This is a genomic window from Actinoplanes oblitus (genome assembly GCF_030252345.1).
Taxonomy (GTDB): Bacteria; Actinomycetota; Actinomycetes; order Mycobacteriales; family Micromonosporaceae; genus Actinoplanes; species Actinoplanes oblitus.
This window is the reverse complement of sequence record NZ_CP126980.1, coordinates 3,140,316-3,156,134: the sequence shown is the minus strand read 5'-3', so window position 1 is coordinate 3,156,134 and position 15,819 is coordinate 3,140,316. Positions and strand designations below refer to the sequence as shown.

Sequence of the window (15,819 nt, the reverse complement as noted above, 5' to 3'; positions counted from 1 at the left end):
CCCCCTCGTGACCCACCCCACCACGATCGTCATCCCCACGTACACCGAGAAGCGCTGGGGTTACCTGCTGCGCACGCTGGAGTCGGCCCGCGCGCAGACCCACCGGCCGGACGAGATCGTCGTGGCCGTCGACCACAACCCGGACATGTACGCCCGGGCCAAGGCCGAGCTGACCGGCGTCACCGTGTTGCCGAACGCCTACCCCCGGGGCGTCTCGGGCAACCGGAACACCGGCGCCGAGCACGCGGTTACGCCGCTGGTGGCGTTCCTGGACGACGACATCATCGCCGACCGGCACTGGCTGGCCCGGCAGATCGAGCCGTTCGCGGATCCGGCGGTGGTCGGCACCGGTGGCGCCATCGTCCCGGCGTGGGAGGGTGCCGAGCCGCGCTGGATGCCCGCCGAGTTCCTGTGGGCCGTCGGCGGGTCGTACGCCGGAATGCCCACCGAGACCGCACCGATCCGCAACGTCTGGTCGGCCAACATGATCGTGCGGCGGGACGCGTTCCTCGCCGTCGGTGGCTTCCGGCTGGGCTTCGGCAAGCTCGGCGACCGCAACCGGCCCGAGGACACCGACCTCTGCCTGCGGATGAGCCAGCTGGCCGGCGGCCGCTGGATGTACGTGCCGAGCGCCGTCATCCAGCACGAGGTCCCCGCCGAGCGGGCCTCGTTCCGGTTCTTCGTGCGCCGCTGCTACGCCGAGGGGCGGGGCAAGGTGCAGATGGCCGGCCTGCACGACAACGACGCCCTGGGCGCCGAGCGCAGCTACCTGTGGTCGCTGCCCAAGGCGTTCCTGCGGCACCTCGCCGGCGCCGCCCGCGGCCAGGGCCTGAACCAGCTGCTGCGTGCCGGCGGCGTGGCCGCCGGAGTGGCCGCCGCCGGCGTCGGCGGCGTCGTGGAAACCGTCAGTTCGCGCCGGTCCGCCCGGCGCCCCGCAGTGAAGGCCGCCCCGTGACCACCGCACCCGTTTTCGAGACGGACACCCCGCTGCCCGCCGTCGTGCTCGACCTGGAACTGTCCGAGCCGCTGCCGCGGGTCGGCCCGGCCACCGCGGACGGCCGCCGGGTGCAGCAGGCCTGGGCGCTGGTCCGGCTCTTCACCGAGCCGCTCGGCACCATCCTGGTGGACGTCCCGGAGTACGGCCTGAGCCCGGTCGACCTGGCCGCCGCCATCGACGACGAGCTGGGCGACGTGGTGCGCCCCCGGCTCGGCGGCGCCGCCATCCCGGCCAACGGTTTCACCCCGGCGACCGAGCCGGCGTTCCTGGCGAGCCGGCGCGCGGTGCTGGCCGTCGCCCCGGACATCACCGTGGTGGTCTGCACCCGGGAACGGCCCGGCGCGCTCGCCCGCTGCCTGGACAGCCTGCTGGCCCAGCGGTACCCGAACTTCACGATCCTGGTGGTGGACAACGCCCCGGTCACCGACGCCACCGCCGAGGTGGTCCGGTCGGCGGCCCGGCGCGGCCCGGTCACCTACCTCAAGGAGCCCAAGGCCGGCCTGTCGTTCGCCCGTAACGCGGCGGTCGCCGCCTGCCCGGGCGAGATCATGGCCTGGATCGACGACGACGAGCTGGCCGACCCGCACTGGCTGGCCGAGGTGGCCCGGGCGCTGGTCGAGCACCCGGAGGCCGACGTGGTCTCCGGCGTGATCGTCCCGGCCGAGCTGGAGACCCGGGCGCAGATCTGGTTCGAGCAGTTCGGCGGGCACAGCAAGGGCCGCGGGTTCGTCCCCGACGTGTTCGGCCCGCGGCACCCGCAGAGCCCGCTCTACCCGCTGCCGCCGTTCGGCACCGGGGCGAACATGACGTTCCGGCCCGGCGTGATCGAGCGGGTCGGCGGCTGGGACACCGCGCTCGGCGCCGGCACCCCGGCGATGGGGTCCGAGGACACCCTGGCCTTCACCCAGGTGCTGCTGGCCGGCGGGACGATCGTCTACCAGCCGACCGCGGTGACCCACCACTTCCACCGGCGGGACTTCGCCGGGCTGGAGAAGCAGATGGTCGGGTACGGCACCGGGCTGACCGCGGCGTACACCAGCCTGCTGCTGGGCCGGCCGGGGCTGATCTGGCGGCTGCTCAAGCTGGCGCCCACCGCGTACCGGGATCTGACCGGCTCGGACAGCCTGCGGGTCTCCACCCTGCGCGACGACTTCCCCCGTGAGCTGCTCGGCGCCAACCGCAAGGGGATGATCGCCGGTCCGCGCGCCTACCTGCGGGGGCGGCGGGCCGCCCGGGCCAAACTGCGGGCCGCCGGGAGCTGACCGCGGACTCGCGGATTGCCCGGAAAATCCGGCATATCGGCTCGTATCATCGCGAGGAGTGATGCGGGCCGTCCCACCCTGCTCGATCGAGACATACCGTGGAGGCTCTTTTCATGGGGGACCAGCCGACGTCCGACCCGAAACGGACGCCGGAAGACGTCACCGCCGAGTCGAAGCCGCCGGTGGGCGAGCAGACACAGGTGATCCCGAAGCTCGAGCCGGCGAAACCGGTCGGCGAACAGACCCAGGTCATCCCGAAACTTCCGCCCGAGAAGCCGGTCGGCGAACAGACCCAGGTCATCCCGAAGCCCCAGCCGGCGAAACCGGCCGGCGAGGAGACCGTGATCATCCGGCTGCCCGGTGTCGACTCGGTCCCGCTGGCGGGTCGCACGCCGAGACCGGACGACACCGCGATCATCAGCCTGCCCGCCGGCGGCGTGCGCAAGCGGCCGGCCGGTGACGACACGGTCATCATCCGGCTCCCCCAGGGCCCGAAGTCCCAGTCCGGCAAGGCCAAGCCGCGCGGCTCCGCCCCGGTCACCGAGCCGGCCGACGACACCGTCATCATCAAGCTCCCGCACAAGGAGCCGAAGGAGAGGGCCGCCGCCCCGGCGGTGGTGGTCGAGGACGACCCGGCGGCGACCTCCGCCGGCCTCGGCTACGCGCCCTGGGTGCTGCTGCTCTCCAGCCTCGGCGTGGTGCTGGTCGCCATGGCGTACGTCGGTGGCCGCGCGGGCAACGACGTGGCCCTGACCGCCTACTGGACCGGCCAGGTCATCGTCTTCACCCCCGTGGTGTTCCGCCTGCTCAGCCGGATGCCCGGGGCCACCGAGTCGTTCGTGCTGGTGATCGGCCTGGCCGCGAACCAGTACATGCTGAAGTGGATGTACAGCCCGGACCAGTTCCGGTTCCCCGACGAGCTGCAGCACTGGCTGGCCACCACCCTGATCACCGAGACCGGCGAGCTGTTCCGGCCGAACGCGGCGCTGCCACCCGCGGTGCACTTCCCCGGACTGGCCGAGATGGGTGCCGCGCTCGCCGAGCTGACCGGCCTGCCGGTCACCGCCGCCGGCATCCTGGTGGCCGGGGTGACCCACCTGGTCTTCGTCGGCCTGCTCTTCGTCACCGTGCTGCGGGCCAGCAACTCCCCCGCGATGGCCGGGGTGACCTGCGTGACCTACGCGACGGCGATGCACTACCTGTTCTTCAACTCGATGTTCCTGTACCAGACCGCCGCGCTGCCGTTCTTCATGATGACGATCTGGGCGTCCCGCCGCTGGCGCACCGGCGGCGGGCGCCGCTTCCTGGTGCTCGGCTCGGTCGGCGCGGTGATGACCACGGTGAGCCACCACGTGACAGCGTTCGCGCTGGTCGCCACGCTGGTGCTGCTGGCCGGCACGGAGCTGGCGATGCGGCGGCCGCGGCCGTGGAACGCGCTGATCCTGCCCGGCGTCTCGCTGATCGTGGTGCTGGGCTGGATCCTCTTCGTGGCGCACGACGTGATCGCCTACCTGGAGTCGCCGGCGCAGCGCATGATCGCCTCGCTGCGGACCATGTTCGGCGGCGCGGCCGGCGCCGACTCCTCGGCCTCGGTGCCGGTGCCGCTGATCCAGCTCGCCGTGCAGGGCCTGGGCCTGCTCGGCCTGCTGGTGCTGTTCCTGGCGGTGGCCCGGGACATGATCCTGCGCCGGGACCGGGACGTCTGGCGGTGGGCCGCACTGATCGGCGGCGCGGTCTTCTTCGCCGGCAACGGCGCCCGCTTCCTGGGCACCAACGGGCCGGAGATCGCCGGCCGGCTCTCCACCTTCACCTACATCCCGATCTCGATGGTCGCGGCGAGCGCGATCGTCTACGCCGTACAGATCATCCCGCCCAAGGACGAGCACGGCCGGCGGTGGCGCTCCGCGCTGGTCCCCGGGTACTCGATCACCACCGGCCGCCGGTTGTCGCAGCAGGTCTGGCTCGGCACCGCGCTGATCACCATCCTGATGATCGGCGCCCGGACCGGCGGTTATCCCCCGGTCTCCGCGCTGCTGCCGGGCGACTACCTGCCGGCCGCCTACGAGCGGTCGGTGGACGCGTACGGCGTCGAGGCGGCCTACTGGCAGAAACGCACGCTCGGCCCGGGCAACCGGGTCGGCGGCGACCTGACCGCGGTGGCGCTCTCCTCCACGTACGGCCGGCAGGACCCGGTCCGCGAGGTCGGCGAACTCTTCTACGCCCGCACCTGGGGCACCGCGCAGGGCCGGCTCGCCGAGGCGTTCGGCCTGGACTACCTGGTGGTCGACGAACGGCTGGGCGACGCGCTGCCGGCCGAGGGCGCGTACTTCGAGGCCGACCCGAACGCCGGGCGGATCACCGAGCCGCTGACCGCCGCCCAGCTCGGCAAGTTCGACACCGCGGCCGGCCTGTCCCGGCTCTACGACAACGGGAACGTCCGGATCTACCAGATGGGAACGTCGTGAACGCGGTGCGTGCCGGTGTGCTGACCGGCCTGACCGTGGTGTCCGGGGCCGCCGTGCTGCTCGGCCCGCTGCCGGTGTCGGCGCCGGCCGGGTTGCTGCTCAGCCTGGTGCTGCCGGGCGCCGCCCTGGTCGGCGCGCTGTTCCGCCGGGACCGGCCGGACGACCTGGGCGGGGTGGAACGGCTGGTGCTGATCCCGGCGCTGAGCCTGGCCACGCTGGTGCTCGGCGGGCTGCTGCTGTGGGCGGTCGGCGGCACGCTGAACCGGGTCGGCTGGCTCGGCCTCAGCGCCGCCACCACCCTGGTCGCGGTCGCCGTGGCCGTCGCCCGGCAGCGCTGGGGCGCCCCGGCCGGCGACCGGCCGGAGCCCGCCGGGGACGGCCCGGCCGCCCGCCGGCCGCGCCTGACCCGCCCGCGGCTGGTCCACGAGGTGCTGCCGCTGGTGTTCGTGGTGGCGTTGCTGGCCGGGTTCGGGTGGTACTCGTTCCGCGACTCGGAACGGACCTACAACATGGCGGTGGTGTCCCTCTCGGCCGCCCCGCCCGGGCCGGTGGCCGCCGACGGCAATCGGGCGGTCCGGCTCAGCGTGACCGGGCTGACCGGCGCCGGGCCGTACACGCTGGTCGCCACGGACAGCGTGGGCGAGCAGATCGACCGGCGCAAGGTCGAGGCGGACGCGCGCGGCTCCTGGTCGGCGACCGTGAAATACCCGGCCGACCAGCGGGTCACCGTCAAGCTGCTCACGGGGACGCCGGCCAGGGCGTACCGGGAACTCGTCATCGCCGCGGCGGCGGCCGCGCGGCGGTGAGCGAGGCCCGCGGGCGCCGCCGGCTCGCTCTGCTGACGCTCGGCATCGCCGCCGGGGTGCTGGCCGCCGGGGTGGTCCTGGCGACCGGCGGCGACGAGCGGGCCGGCACGCCGCCGGCCCAGCCGTCCGCGACCCCCCAGCCGTCGATCTCGGTGCCCTCGCTGAGCGCGGCGAGCCGGCGGCTGCGCTCGGCCCGCAGCCAGGTCACCCGCGCCCGGACCGCCGGCAGCTGGCCGGGTACCGCCGGGCTCTCCGGGGTGAACGGCTATCCGCTGCTGACCGGCGCCGCGGTACGCGAGTTCTGCACCGCCCGGGAACGGGCCTGCACCGTCGCGCAGACCTACACCGACCGCACCTCGTACGCCTCGATGACCAGCGGGACGGGGTGGACGTTCGCCGAGTTCGCTGACTTCGACGGGGTGCTGGTGGTCTCCCAGGGGCTGGTCCCGGACGGCGGCGAGGACCTGCTCGCCGGTTGCGCGGCCGGCCGGTACGACGACCGCTGGCGCGCCTTCGGCAGCCTGATGGTCGCCGAGGGCCGGGGTGACTCGATCGTCCGCCTCGGCTGGGAGATGAACGAGCCGACGATGGCCTGGCGCGGCCGGGACACCGCCGATTACCTGGCCTGCTACCGGCACGCCGCCGACGCGATCCGGGCCACCGACCCGGACGTGCTGCTGGACTGGACGATCAACGCGCACACCACGCCGAGCGGCCTGTGCGGCGGGGTCAGCACCGGCTGCTACCCGGGTGACGACTACGTCGACATCGTCGGCATCGACAACTACGACCACTACCCGTGGTCGCCGACGAAGGCCGACTTCGCCCGGACCGCCGCCGCCCCGGAGGGCCTGGACTGGCTCTACGCGTTCGCCCGCCGGCACGGCAAGCTGTTCTCGGTCGGCGAGTGGGGCGTGGTGCCGACCGGGGACGCCGGCCGGGAGAACCCGGACTTCGTCCGCTGGATGTACGACTGGTTCGCGGCGCACGCGCCCTACCTGGCGTACGAGGCGTACTTCCAGCGGTGCGACGGGACCGAGGCGCAGTCCAGCCTGCTGCGCCCCGACGACCCGGACTGCCTGCCGAACACCGGGTCGTCGGAGACGTACCGCTCGCTGTACCGGCAGCCCTAGGCGCTGAACCGCGGCGTGCGGCCCATCGCCTTGAACGCGGCCAGCGACGCGCTGTCGGTGTCGATCCGCCAGCGTTCCGCGTAACCGGGGTGCGTGTCGGTGTCGAACCAGACCACCGCGCCGATCTTCGGCCGGGTCCGCATGTACCGGCTGAACTCGGCGATCCAGTCGGCCTTGGTGGAGCCGCCGTGATCGACCGCGCCGATCTCGCTCAGGATGATCGGCTTACGCTTGGCGTACGCCCGGTAGATCGGGTCGTACAGCGTGCCGGGGCGCTCGCCCTCCAGGTTGTAGCCGGAGACGCCGACCCAGTCGACGTACTTGTCGCCCGGGTAATAGCTCGCGTAGACGTTCCAGTCGGTACGCGGCCAGGAGTTCCAGTTCGGACTCCACACCCAGGCCACGTTGGTGGCGTCCTGCTCCTGGAAGATCCGGTGGATCCGCCGCCACGCGGTGACGTAGCCGGCCGGGTCGTCGCCGTTCCGCGCGCCGCACCAGTCGAACCAGTTGCCGTTCATCTCCCAGGCCCAGCGCAGCAGCACCGGCCGGCCGAACCGCCTGAGGTTGCGGGCCGCCGCGGCGATCAGCTTGTCGCTGCGTCCGCTGGTGATCTCCGCGTACGCCGTGCCCCGCCAGGACACCATCGGGATCGCGTGGTCCGGCGCGTCCGGGATCGAGCTGGGCAGCGTGTCCGCCCACTCGTAGAAGACGTGCGCGATCCGCGCGTCCCGGCCGAGCTGCTTGTGCCGCAGCGCCAGCGCCTGCGGGTACGACATCCCGTCCAGGGCCAGGTACGACCCGAGCAGCGCCTTCCCAGCGGTGAACGGCACCGGCCCGCCCCACACCGGCGCCGCGGCACCGGCGGTGACGGACGGCGGCGACGGCGCCACCGACGGGGCGACCGAGAGCGCCGGGGACGGCGCGGTGGTGGCACCGGCCCGCGGGGCCGCCCGATGCGATGTCGCGCAGCCGGCCAGGGGCAGCGCGGCGACCAGGCCCAGGAAGGCGCGGCGGGTCATGTCAGATTCCTTCCCGCCGCGCGGGCGAGTGTGCGGACCATGCGCCAGCCGGGCTGGGCGTACCTCTTCAGCGTCGGCACCACGGTCGACCCGTGCCCCTCGACCAGGGCGACCAGGTCGGCGCCGGTGTGATCCGGGGTGGGCTGGAAGCGCGGCACCGCGAACCGCCGCTCGCGCGGGGTGTGCGCCCGGTACCCGACCTCGGTGGCGTTGTCGTGCCCGGCCGCCGCGACCACGTCGCGAACCCGGCGGCTGTGGTAGCCGTGCGGGTAGGCGAACGAGCGCACCGGCAGCCGCAGCCGCTGCTCCAGCTCCTCGCGACTGCTGTGGATCTCCTCGCGCAGCACCGCCGGGGGCAGCACGTCGAGCGGGTGGTGGATCAGGCTGTGGTTGCCGATCTCGATGCCGCTCGCGGCGACCTCGGCCAGCTCCTCCCAGGTCAGCATCGGGCCGAAGTCGGCCGACCACCGGCCGAGCCAGCCGGCGTGCCCACCCAGGTGGCCGACCGACGCGTACAGGGTGGCGCCGGCGCCGGCCGCTCGCAGCGCGGGGACGCCGGCGGTGAGGAAGTCCCGGTACCCGTCGTCGAAGGTGACGGCGAGCAGTTTCTCGGTGCTGCCGGCGTGTAGCTCGTCCAGCGCCTGGGTGAGGCCGGTCAGGCGGTAGCCGGCGGCGGTGAGCGCCTCGAGCTGCTCGGCGAGCCGGTCCGGCGGGACCGCGAGATCACGCAGCGGGCCGTCCACGGCGGAGACCGAGTGATACATCAGCGCCGGCAGCGTGCTCCAGCCCACAAAACCCCCTTCGGCAAGGCCATTCGGCAACCCACCGTACCCAAATCCTGATCTTGCGACCTCATCCTTTCGCCCTAGCCAATTTCCGCTACACGGAGTAATCTCCGATTGCTTCCGGCCCGCCTGCCAGCGCAAATGCAGTCACCGATCAGTGACCCAGTGTGATCGCTGAACCATTGTGCCACGGCTGACGTACCGGAGGACGACACCGAATTCGCTTCACCCCCCGGGAGCGTGCACCATGTTCCGGCTCATCCAGTTGCACACCGAGGCCGGTGTGCCACGCATCGGCGTCGACCCGGACGGCTATGTCAGCGCCCGGGCCGCGCTGGCCCGTTACCGCACCGCCCCGGCGACCTACTTCGCGGTCGGCCGGTTCGACCACGAGGGCACCCTCACCGAGGTGATCCTCGACCCCTCCTGCGGCCTCGACGGCGCGTGCCAGCGACCCGCCGCGGTCATCCACGCCACGACGTTCCAGCGGCTCTGTGAGGGGTGCGCGGCCGGGCTGGACGTGCTCACCGTCCCGCAGCTGGCCCGCCGCCTCGGCATCGCCTGCCGGCTCGCCCCGCCGATCAGCCGGCATCGGCAGAGCACCCTGGGCGGCCTGCGCTCGCCGGCCGGCAACCGGATCGCCCGCGAGTTCGCCGACCACGTCCACGACCCGGCCTGGCGCGCCGAACTCTGCGACGAGCTCGGCCAGACCCCGACCGCGCTCAACGGCCTGCTGATCGGCGCGGGGGCGCTCAGCCACCGCCAGGTCCTCGACCTCTATCCGGCGCTCTGCGCGCTCGGCGAGGAACTGCCCGACACCGTCCGCACCGACCTGGCCCGGGCCACCGCCCGCCCGCTCTCCCCGGCCGGCGTCACCGGCCTGCGGCTCGGTCTCGGCTGACCGGCCCGGCGGGACCGCGGGCCGGCGCGAGGTCCGCCGGTCGCCGATCGGGCCACCGGTACGGTCGGCGTATGACAGGCACGTTCCCCGATCTGGTGAACCGGGCCCGGTCCCTGGTGGCCGGCGGGCGGCGTGCGGTGCTCGGCATCGCCGGCCCGCCCGGCGCCGGCAAGACCACCCTGGCCGAGTCGCTGCTGGCCGCGCTCGCCCCGCGGCCGCCGGCCGGGCTGGCCGCCGGCAGCTGGGTGGCGCACGTGCCGATGGACGGCTTCCACCTGGCCGACGCCGAGCTGGACCGGCTGGGGCTGCGCGAGCTCAAGGGCGCGCCGGACACCTTCGACGGCTGGGGTTATGCCGCGCTGCTGCGCCGGCTGCTCGACGACCGGGACGAGATGATCTACGCGCCGGGTTTCGAGCGGGTCCTGGAGCAGCCGATCGCCGGGGCGATCGGGGTGCCGCGGCAGGCCCGGCTGATCCTCACCGAGGGCAACTACCTGCTGCTCGGCGACGGCCGGTGGGCCGGGCTGCGGGAGGTGTTCAGCGAGGTCTGGTACACCGACCTCGACCCGGCCGAGCGGCTGCGGCGGCTGGTCGCCCGGCACGAGCGGTTCGGTAAACCCCCGGCCGCCGCCCGGGCCTGGGCGACCGGGACCGACGAGCGCAACGCCACGCTGATCGCCGGCACCCGAGACCGCGCCGACCTGGTGGTGCCGTCCGCGCTGCTGTGTTCGCTGGGCGCTGATCCGGCACACGGGTGTTTGTCGTGACGCGGTGGCATGCTTGCTCGCATGGCGGTGGATGAGGCGGCGGTCGAGGCGAAGCCGCGACGGCGGCGGCGGGCGGGTGCCCGGTTCGGTGTGCTCCTGGTGGCGGTCCTCGCCCTGCTCTTCGGGGTGCCGTGGGCCACCCTGGTCTGGTCGGGCAACGCCTGGCCGGCCCCGGCGTTCGTCGCGGCCACGCTGCTGTTCGTGCTGGTCGCGGCGGGCTTCCCGGTGCTGATGTTCCGCGGGCACGGCCGGCGTGACGACCGCGCGTCCCGGATCGCCGACACCACCCTCGGCGTGGTCTGGGTGCTCTTCGTCTGGTCGATCCTCGGCCAGCTCCTCGGGCTGGCCCTGGCACTCGCCGGGGTCGCCGATCCGGTCCGCTCCCGGGTGGTCACCGCCGCGGTCCTGACCGTCTCGGTCGCGCTGCTCGTCTACGGCTACGTGGAGGCGATGCGCGTCTCCCGGGTCCGGCACGTGGACGTCACCATCCCGCGGCTCGGCAGCGGGCTGGACGGGCTGCGGGTGGTGCTGATCACCGACACCCACTACGGCCCGATCGACCGGTCCCGCTGGTCCCGCGGCGTCACCGAGGTGATCAACTCGCTGGACGCCGACATCGTCGCGCACACCGGTGACATCGCCGACGGCGAGGTCGACCAGCGCCTCTCGCAGGCGTCGCCGCTCGCCGACGTGCGGGCGTCGATGGCCCGGGTCTACGTGACCGGCAACCACGAATACATGAGCGGCGCCCAGGGCTGGGTGGAGTTCATGTCCTCGATCGGCTGGGAGTCCCTGCACAACCGGCACCTGGTCGTCTCGCGCGGCGGCGACTCACTGATCGTGGCCGGTGTCGACGACCGCACCGCGGCCGGCTCCGGCGTCCCCGGCCACCACATGGACCACGAGGCCGCCCTGGCCGGCGCCGACCCGCGGCTGCCGGTGCTGCTGCTCGCCCACCAGCCACAGCAGATCTCCGGCGCCGTCGCGCACGGCATCGATCTGCAGCTGTCCGGGCACACCCACGGCGGTCAGATGTGGCCGTTCCACTACCTGGTCCGCATCGACCAGCCCGCCCTGCAGGGCCTGTCCCGGCACTCGGCACGCACGCAGCTCTACACCAGCCGCGGCACCGGCTTCTGGGGGCCGCCGTTCCGCATCTTCGCCCCCAGCGAGATCACCCTGCTGACGCTGCACGCGGAGCGGTGACAGCGCGCTGAGACCATGATCACCTCGGGGTGCGAATGGCGCCCCGAGGTGACGACTTGCCGGAAATAAACCGGTTGAGCGGGGTCACCGGGGCTGCGCAGGATGGGGTACCGCCTTTCACCCATCGTCCAGAGGACTTCGTATGCGTCTGCTCAGCGACCTGTGGGTTACCTCCCGAAGTCGCACGGCGCTGGCCGCTTTCCTGATCGTGCTCGGCGCAAGCGGATCGGCCACGGCCCTCGCGCTGGCCGGCTCGGTGCTCGTCGACCGGTCCGGGACGCTGTTCGCGGTGCTGGCCATGGCGCTCGCCGCGGTGGTGATCAGTGACGTCGTCGTGGGGCTGGTCGCGGCCCGGCTCACCGCCGACTGGGCGGCCCGGGTCCGGCGCGGCCTCAACCGGGTGGCGTTCGGCCAGGACATCCCGACCCTGGAGAACACGCCGGTCGGCGAGCTGCTCGACCGGATCGACTCCGACGTCTACCAGGTCGCCTCGGAGCTGCGCGGCAGCGGCGTCCGGATCGCCCAGTCGATGGCGGTGGCCACACTCTCCATCGTCACCGCGTTCCTCGTCTGGTGGCCGGCCGGCCTCGCCATGATCGCCGTCGCCGTGCTGATCTTCGCGACCATGAACAAGCCGATCCGCCGGATCGGCCCGGTGCGCATCGCCGAGGAGGAGGCCTGGTCCGACCTGGCCGCCGTGATGGAGGAGGCGATCCACGGGCAGGACGACGTGCGTACCAGCCTCGCCGCGCCGTACGTGCACCGCCTCTTCGCCGACCGGGCCCGCGAGGTGCTGACCCGGGGCCGCCGGGTCTGGCGCTCCTCGTCGCGGATCACCATGTGGGCCGGGACGATCACCCGTTCGCTGATCGCCTCACTGGTCCTGGTCGGCGCCTGGGCGCTGGTCACCGGGCACATCGACGGCGCCCGGCTGACCGGGGTCTGGCTGCTCGCGCTCGGCTTCGGCGGCACCCTGGAGCAGGTCACCCGCATGGTGCCCGAGCTGCAGAACGCGCTCGGCGCCTGGGGCCGGGTGCAGATGCTCGCCGCGGTGCCGCAGGAGCCGGCGCAGGGCGTGCCCCCGGTCGACGGCGACCTGGTGGTCCGCGACCTGACCTTCCGATACGGCGAAGCGGACAGTGGTCGCCCACCGGCCCTGCGCGGGGTCAGCCTCACCTTCGCCCGGGGCCGTTCCTATGCGCTGATCGGGCGTACCGGCTCCGGCAAGTCCACCCTGGCCAAGGTGCTCACCCGGGCCGTCGACGTGCCCGCCGGCACGGTCTTCCTCGGCGATGTCGACATCAACGGCATCGCCGTCGACGGCCTGCGCCGATGGACGGCCATCGTCCCGCAGCGCACCGAGATCCTGGCCGGCACCCTCGCCGAGAACATCGCGCTCTTCGACCAGGAGCTGCTGCCCCGGGCCGGTGCCGCGCTCGACGAGCTCGGCCTGGCCTCCTGGGTCGAGGGCCTGCCGGACGGCATCGACACCAAGCTCGGCGAGGGCGGCTACAAGCTCTCGGCCGGCCAGGAGCAGCTGGTGGCCTTCGCCCGGATCCTGGTCCGCGACCCGCAGGTGGTGATCCTGGACGAGGCGACCGCCCGGATGGATCCGGTCACCGAGTCCTGGGTGCAGCGGGCCACCGACCGGCTGCTGGACGGCCGGATCGGCGTGATCGTGGCACACCGGCTCTCCTCGGTGCAGCGCTGCGACGAGGTCGTGGTGCTCGCCGACGGCCGGGTCCTGGAGGCCGGGCCGCTGCGCGAGTCCCGCCGGTTCGCCGAGCTGATGGCGAGCAGCAACCTGGCCGTCCCGGCGCGGACCACGTCCGCGAACGGTGGCGGGGTGCCGGCCGGCACCGGTCCGGCCGGCGCGGAGGAGCCGGGCGACTGGGACACCGCCGTGCGGCTGGAACTCGGCGCCGACGCGCTGAGCAACCCGTTGCCCACCGTGGACGCGCCACCGCTGCCCATCCCGCCGCCGACCCGGACGATGCGCGAGATCGCCCGGCTGGCCACCAACGACGCCCGGTACGGCCTGGGCGCCGTCGGCCTGTTCGTGCTGCTGGTCCTGTTCGGACTGGACGGGGTGGTGCTGCCGCTGCTGTGGTCCGACGTGGTGGACGGCGTGGGCAGCCCGGTGCCGCCCGCGATCGGCATCACGGTGGCCCTGCTCGCCCTGATCCCGACGCTGTACTACACCGGCGCCTGGTTCCCGGAGTGGTGGGTCCGCCAGATGCTGCGGATCAGCCTGCGCCTGGTGCACGGGCAGATCGGCCCGCGCCGGGTCAGCAAGCACACCCCGGCCGAGGTGGTCGCCCAGGGCGGCGACACCGAGCGGGTGGTGATGCTGGCCGACAACCTGATCGACAGCGGCGTCGCGCTGATCGTCGCGGTGGCCATGACGGTGACCTCCCAATCGCCGGTCCCGGCCCTGTTCTTCCTCGGCACCATGCTGGTGTCCGGACTGGCGGCGACCCTGTTCGGGCCGCGGCTGGAGCAGGCGGCCCGGCGTACCGTCGCGGCCCGCGCGGCGTTCGCGACAGCGCTGGTGTCGTCGCTGTCGGCGGCGCGCACGGTGAAGCTGGCCGGCGCCACCGAGCCGGTGCTGAGCCACCTGGCCCGGCTGGACGCGAAACGCAGCGAGCTGCAGTGGCGGGAGATCGCGATCCAGGTGTGGGCGCGGTCCACGCCGTCGATCGTCAGCGGTCTGCTGCCGATCGCGGTCTGGTCGCTGTACCTGTCCGACCGGCTCAGCTCGGCGGCGACGCTGATCGCGGTGGCGACGCTCGGCTCGGCCCGGTGGTTCGCGTGGACGACCGCGTCGCTGGTGTCGCACTACCCGTCGGCGAAGGTGTGGACGGCCCGGACGGTCGCGATGACCGGCTCCGCGGAGTACTCGTCGGACATCACCGGGGTGGACATCTCGGCCGGCACCGCGCCCGCGCCGCCGGCCGCGCCGCGCAACCCGCTGCGCACGCTGGAGTTGCGCGGCTTCAGCGCGGTGCACGAGAACGGCGCCCAGGGTGTCCGGGACGTCGACCTGACCGTGCAGCGCGGCCAGCTGGTACTGGTGGTCGGCCCGGTCGGGTCCGGCAAGTCGTCGCTGCTGCGCGCGCTGGCCGGGATCGTGCACCACACCGGCGAGCTGTGCTGGAACGGCGAGCCGGTCCGCGAGCCGGAGCTGTTCCTGCGGCCCAACCAGGTGGGTTACGTCGCCCAGCTGCCCCGGGTGCTGTCCGGGACGGTGGCCGACAACATCCAGCTCGGCCACCAGGTGGACGCGGCCGACGCGGTCTCGGTGGCCCAGCTGGAGCACGACCTGACCGCGTCCGGCGGCGGCCTCGGGCTGCTGATCGGGCACAAGGGCACCCGGTTGTCCGGTGGCCAGCTGCAGCGGCTGGCGCTGGCACGGGCGCTCGCCCCGCGTACCGAGTTGCTGATCGCCGACGACGTGTCGTCAGCGCTGGACGTGACCACCGAGTTGGCGTTGTGGCGGGCGTTGCGCTCGCACGGGGTGACGGTGGTGGGATCGACCTCGAAGCGGGCGGCGCTGGCGCAGGCGGACCGGGTGGTCGTGCTGATCGGCGGCAAGGCGGAGGACCAGGGCACCTGGCCGGAGCTGGAGTCCCGCTGGGGCCACCTGGCCGGCTGAGGCCGGCCCCGGCGCCGGTCGGGCCTGAGACAGGGCTGAGAAAACTGCGTGCCCCGCACTTTTGCGGGGCACGCAGTTTTTGCTATGGTCGTGGGCATGGGACTCCGGGAGACCAAGAAGCAGGCCACCCGGACCGCGCTGAGCTGGGCCGCGATCCGGCTCATCGTCGAGCGCGGCTACGACCGGGTGCTGGTGGAGGACATCGCGGCGGCCGCCGGGGTGTCACCCCGCACCTTCAACAACTACTTCGCCAGCAAGGCCGAGGCGGTCGCGGCCCGGCACCGCGACCGCTGCTTCGCCGTGGCGGACGCGCTGCGCGGGCGGCCGGCCGGCGAGCCGCTCTGGGACGCGATCACCCAGGCCGTGCTGGACTCGTTCGCCCCCGGCCCCGAGGTCACCGCCCACCCGGAGCCGGACATGGAGCTCTGGCGCTCCGGGGTGCGCGAGATGGTGGCGGTGCCCGCCATCCAGGCGGAGATCCTGCGCGGCGGCGACGACGCGGTGCGGGCCATCGGGGCGGCCGTCGCCGAGCGTACCGGGCTGGACGTGGAGCGCGACCTCTATCCGAAGCTGGTGGCGGCGGCGGTGCTGGCGGCCAACAACGTGGTGGTCCGGCAGTTCCAGGCGCAGGGCGGGGATCGCTGGGACACGGTGCCGGAGCTGCTGACCGAGGCGTTGGGGTTGATCCGGGCGGGGCTGCCTCAGCCCTGAAGGGCTCCGGGAAGGGATTGGTGGCCGGGGTGCTGCGCCTGATCGGCGCGGGACTCGCCCGGCTCTGACGCGAGCGCTTACGCAGGCCCCCTACGCAGGCCCCCACCCTCCC

General features: G+C 73.4%; 12 protein-coding genes. 10 read left to right on the top strand and 2 right to left on the bottom strand.

Annotation, left to right across the window (positions count from 1 at the left end; genetic code table 11):
- Positions 1-7 precede the first annotated feature (7 nt).
- From Actob_RS14105 to Actob_RS14085, 5 genes are all read left to right on the top strand, one after another.
- Positions 8-955: a glycosyltransferase family 2 protein gene (locus Actob_RS14105; protein ID WP_284920616.1), complete on the top strand. Its 948-nt coding sequence runs from the start codon at positions 8-10 to the stop codon at positions 953-955.
- Positions 952-2,259, top strand: a complete 1,308-nt coding sequence (locus Actob_RS14100) for a glycosyltransferase (protein WP_284920615.1) — start codon at positions 952-954, stop codon at positions 2,257-2,259. Before Actob_RS14105 ends, Actob_RS14100 begins: the two co-directional genes overlap by 4 nt.
- Positions 2,260-2,372: 113 nt before the next feature.
- Positions 2,373-4,724 (top strand): hypothetical protein, encoded by a 2,352-nt coding sequence (locus tag Actob_RS14095; RefSeq protein WP_284920614.1) that lies wholly within the window; start codon positions 2,373-2,375, stop codon positions 4,722-4,724.
- On the top strand, positions 4,721-5,530 hold the full coding sequence (locus tag Actob_RS14090) for a DUF1616 domain-containing protein (RefSeq protein WP_284920613.1): 810 nt from the start codon (positions 4,721-4,723) through the stop codon (positions 5,528-5,530). Before Actob_RS14095 ends, Actob_RS14090 begins: the two co-directional genes overlap by 4 nt.
- Positions 5,527-6,663 (top strand): glycoside hydrolase family 26 protein, encoded by a 1,137-nt coding sequence (locus Actob_RS14085; protein WP_284920612.1) that lies wholly within the window; start codon positions 5,527-5,529, stop codon positions 6,661-6,663. The genes Actob_RS14090 and Actob_RS14085 overlap by 4 nt, the downstream gene beginning before the upstream one ends.
- Here the strand turns inward: Actob_RS14085 and Actob_RS14080 are convergent.
- Positions 6,660-7,682, bottom strand: coding sequence for a glycoside hydrolase family 26 protein (locus Actob_RS14080; protein ID WP_284920611.1), 1,023 nt, complete (start codon positions 7,680-7,682; stop codon positions 6,660-6,662). The two genes, Actob_RS14085 and Actob_RS14080, sit on opposite strands and share 4 nt — an antisense overlap.
- Positions 7,679-8,473, bottom strand: a complete 795-nt coding sequence (locus tag Actob_RS14075) for a polysaccharide deacetylase family protein (RefSeq protein ID WP_284920610.1) — start codon at positions 8,471-8,473, stop codon at positions 7,679-7,681. Before Actob_RS14075 ends, Actob_RS14080 begins: the two co-directional genes overlap by 4 nt.
- Before the next feature lie 241 nt (positions 8,474-8,714).
- Here Actob_RS14075 and Actob_RS14070 point away from each other — a divergent pair, with 241 nt between their 5' ends.
- The 5 genes from Actob_RS14070 to Actob_RS14050 all read left to right on the top strand — a co-directional run bounded on the left by Actob_RS14070 (position 8,715) and on the right by Actob_RS14050 (position 15,707).
- Entirely contained in the window at positions 8,715-9,368 is a 654-nt protein-coding gene (locus Actob_RS14070) for a hypothetical protein (RefSeq protein ID WP_284920609.1), read from the top strand.
- Positions 9,369-9,439: 71 nt separating this feature from the next.
- The gene (locus tag Actob_RS14065; protein WP_284920608.1) at positions 9,440-10,135 is read left to right on the top strand and encodes a nucleoside/nucleotide kinase family protein; all 696 of its coding nucleotides are present in this window, start codon (positions 9,440-9,442) and stop codon (positions 10,133-10,135) included.
- A 21-nt stretch (positions 10,136-10,156) separates the two neighbouring features.
- Positions 10,157-11,341 carry a metallophosphoesterase gene (locus Actob_RS14060; RefSeq protein WP_284920607.1) on the top strand — a complete coding sequence of 395 codons (1,185 nt, stop codon included), beginning with the start codon at positions 10,157-10,159 and terminating at the stop codon, positions 11,339-11,341.
- Positions 11,342-11,483: 142 nt separating this feature from the next.
- The gene (locus tag Actob_RS14055) at positions 11,484-14,996 is read left to right on the top strand and encodes an ATP-binding cassette domain-containing protein (protein WP_284920606.1); all 3,513 of its coding nucleotides are present in this window, start codon (positions 11,484-11,486) and stop codon (positions 14,994-14,996) included.
- A 96-nt stretch (positions 14,997-15,092) separates the two neighbouring features.
- Entirely contained in the window at positions 15,093-15,707 is a 615-nt protein-coding gene (locus Actob_RS14050; RefSeq protein WP_284920605.1) for a TetR/AcrR family transcriptional regulator, read from the top strand.
- The last annotated feature ends 112 nt before the right edge of the window (positions 15,708-15,819 follow it).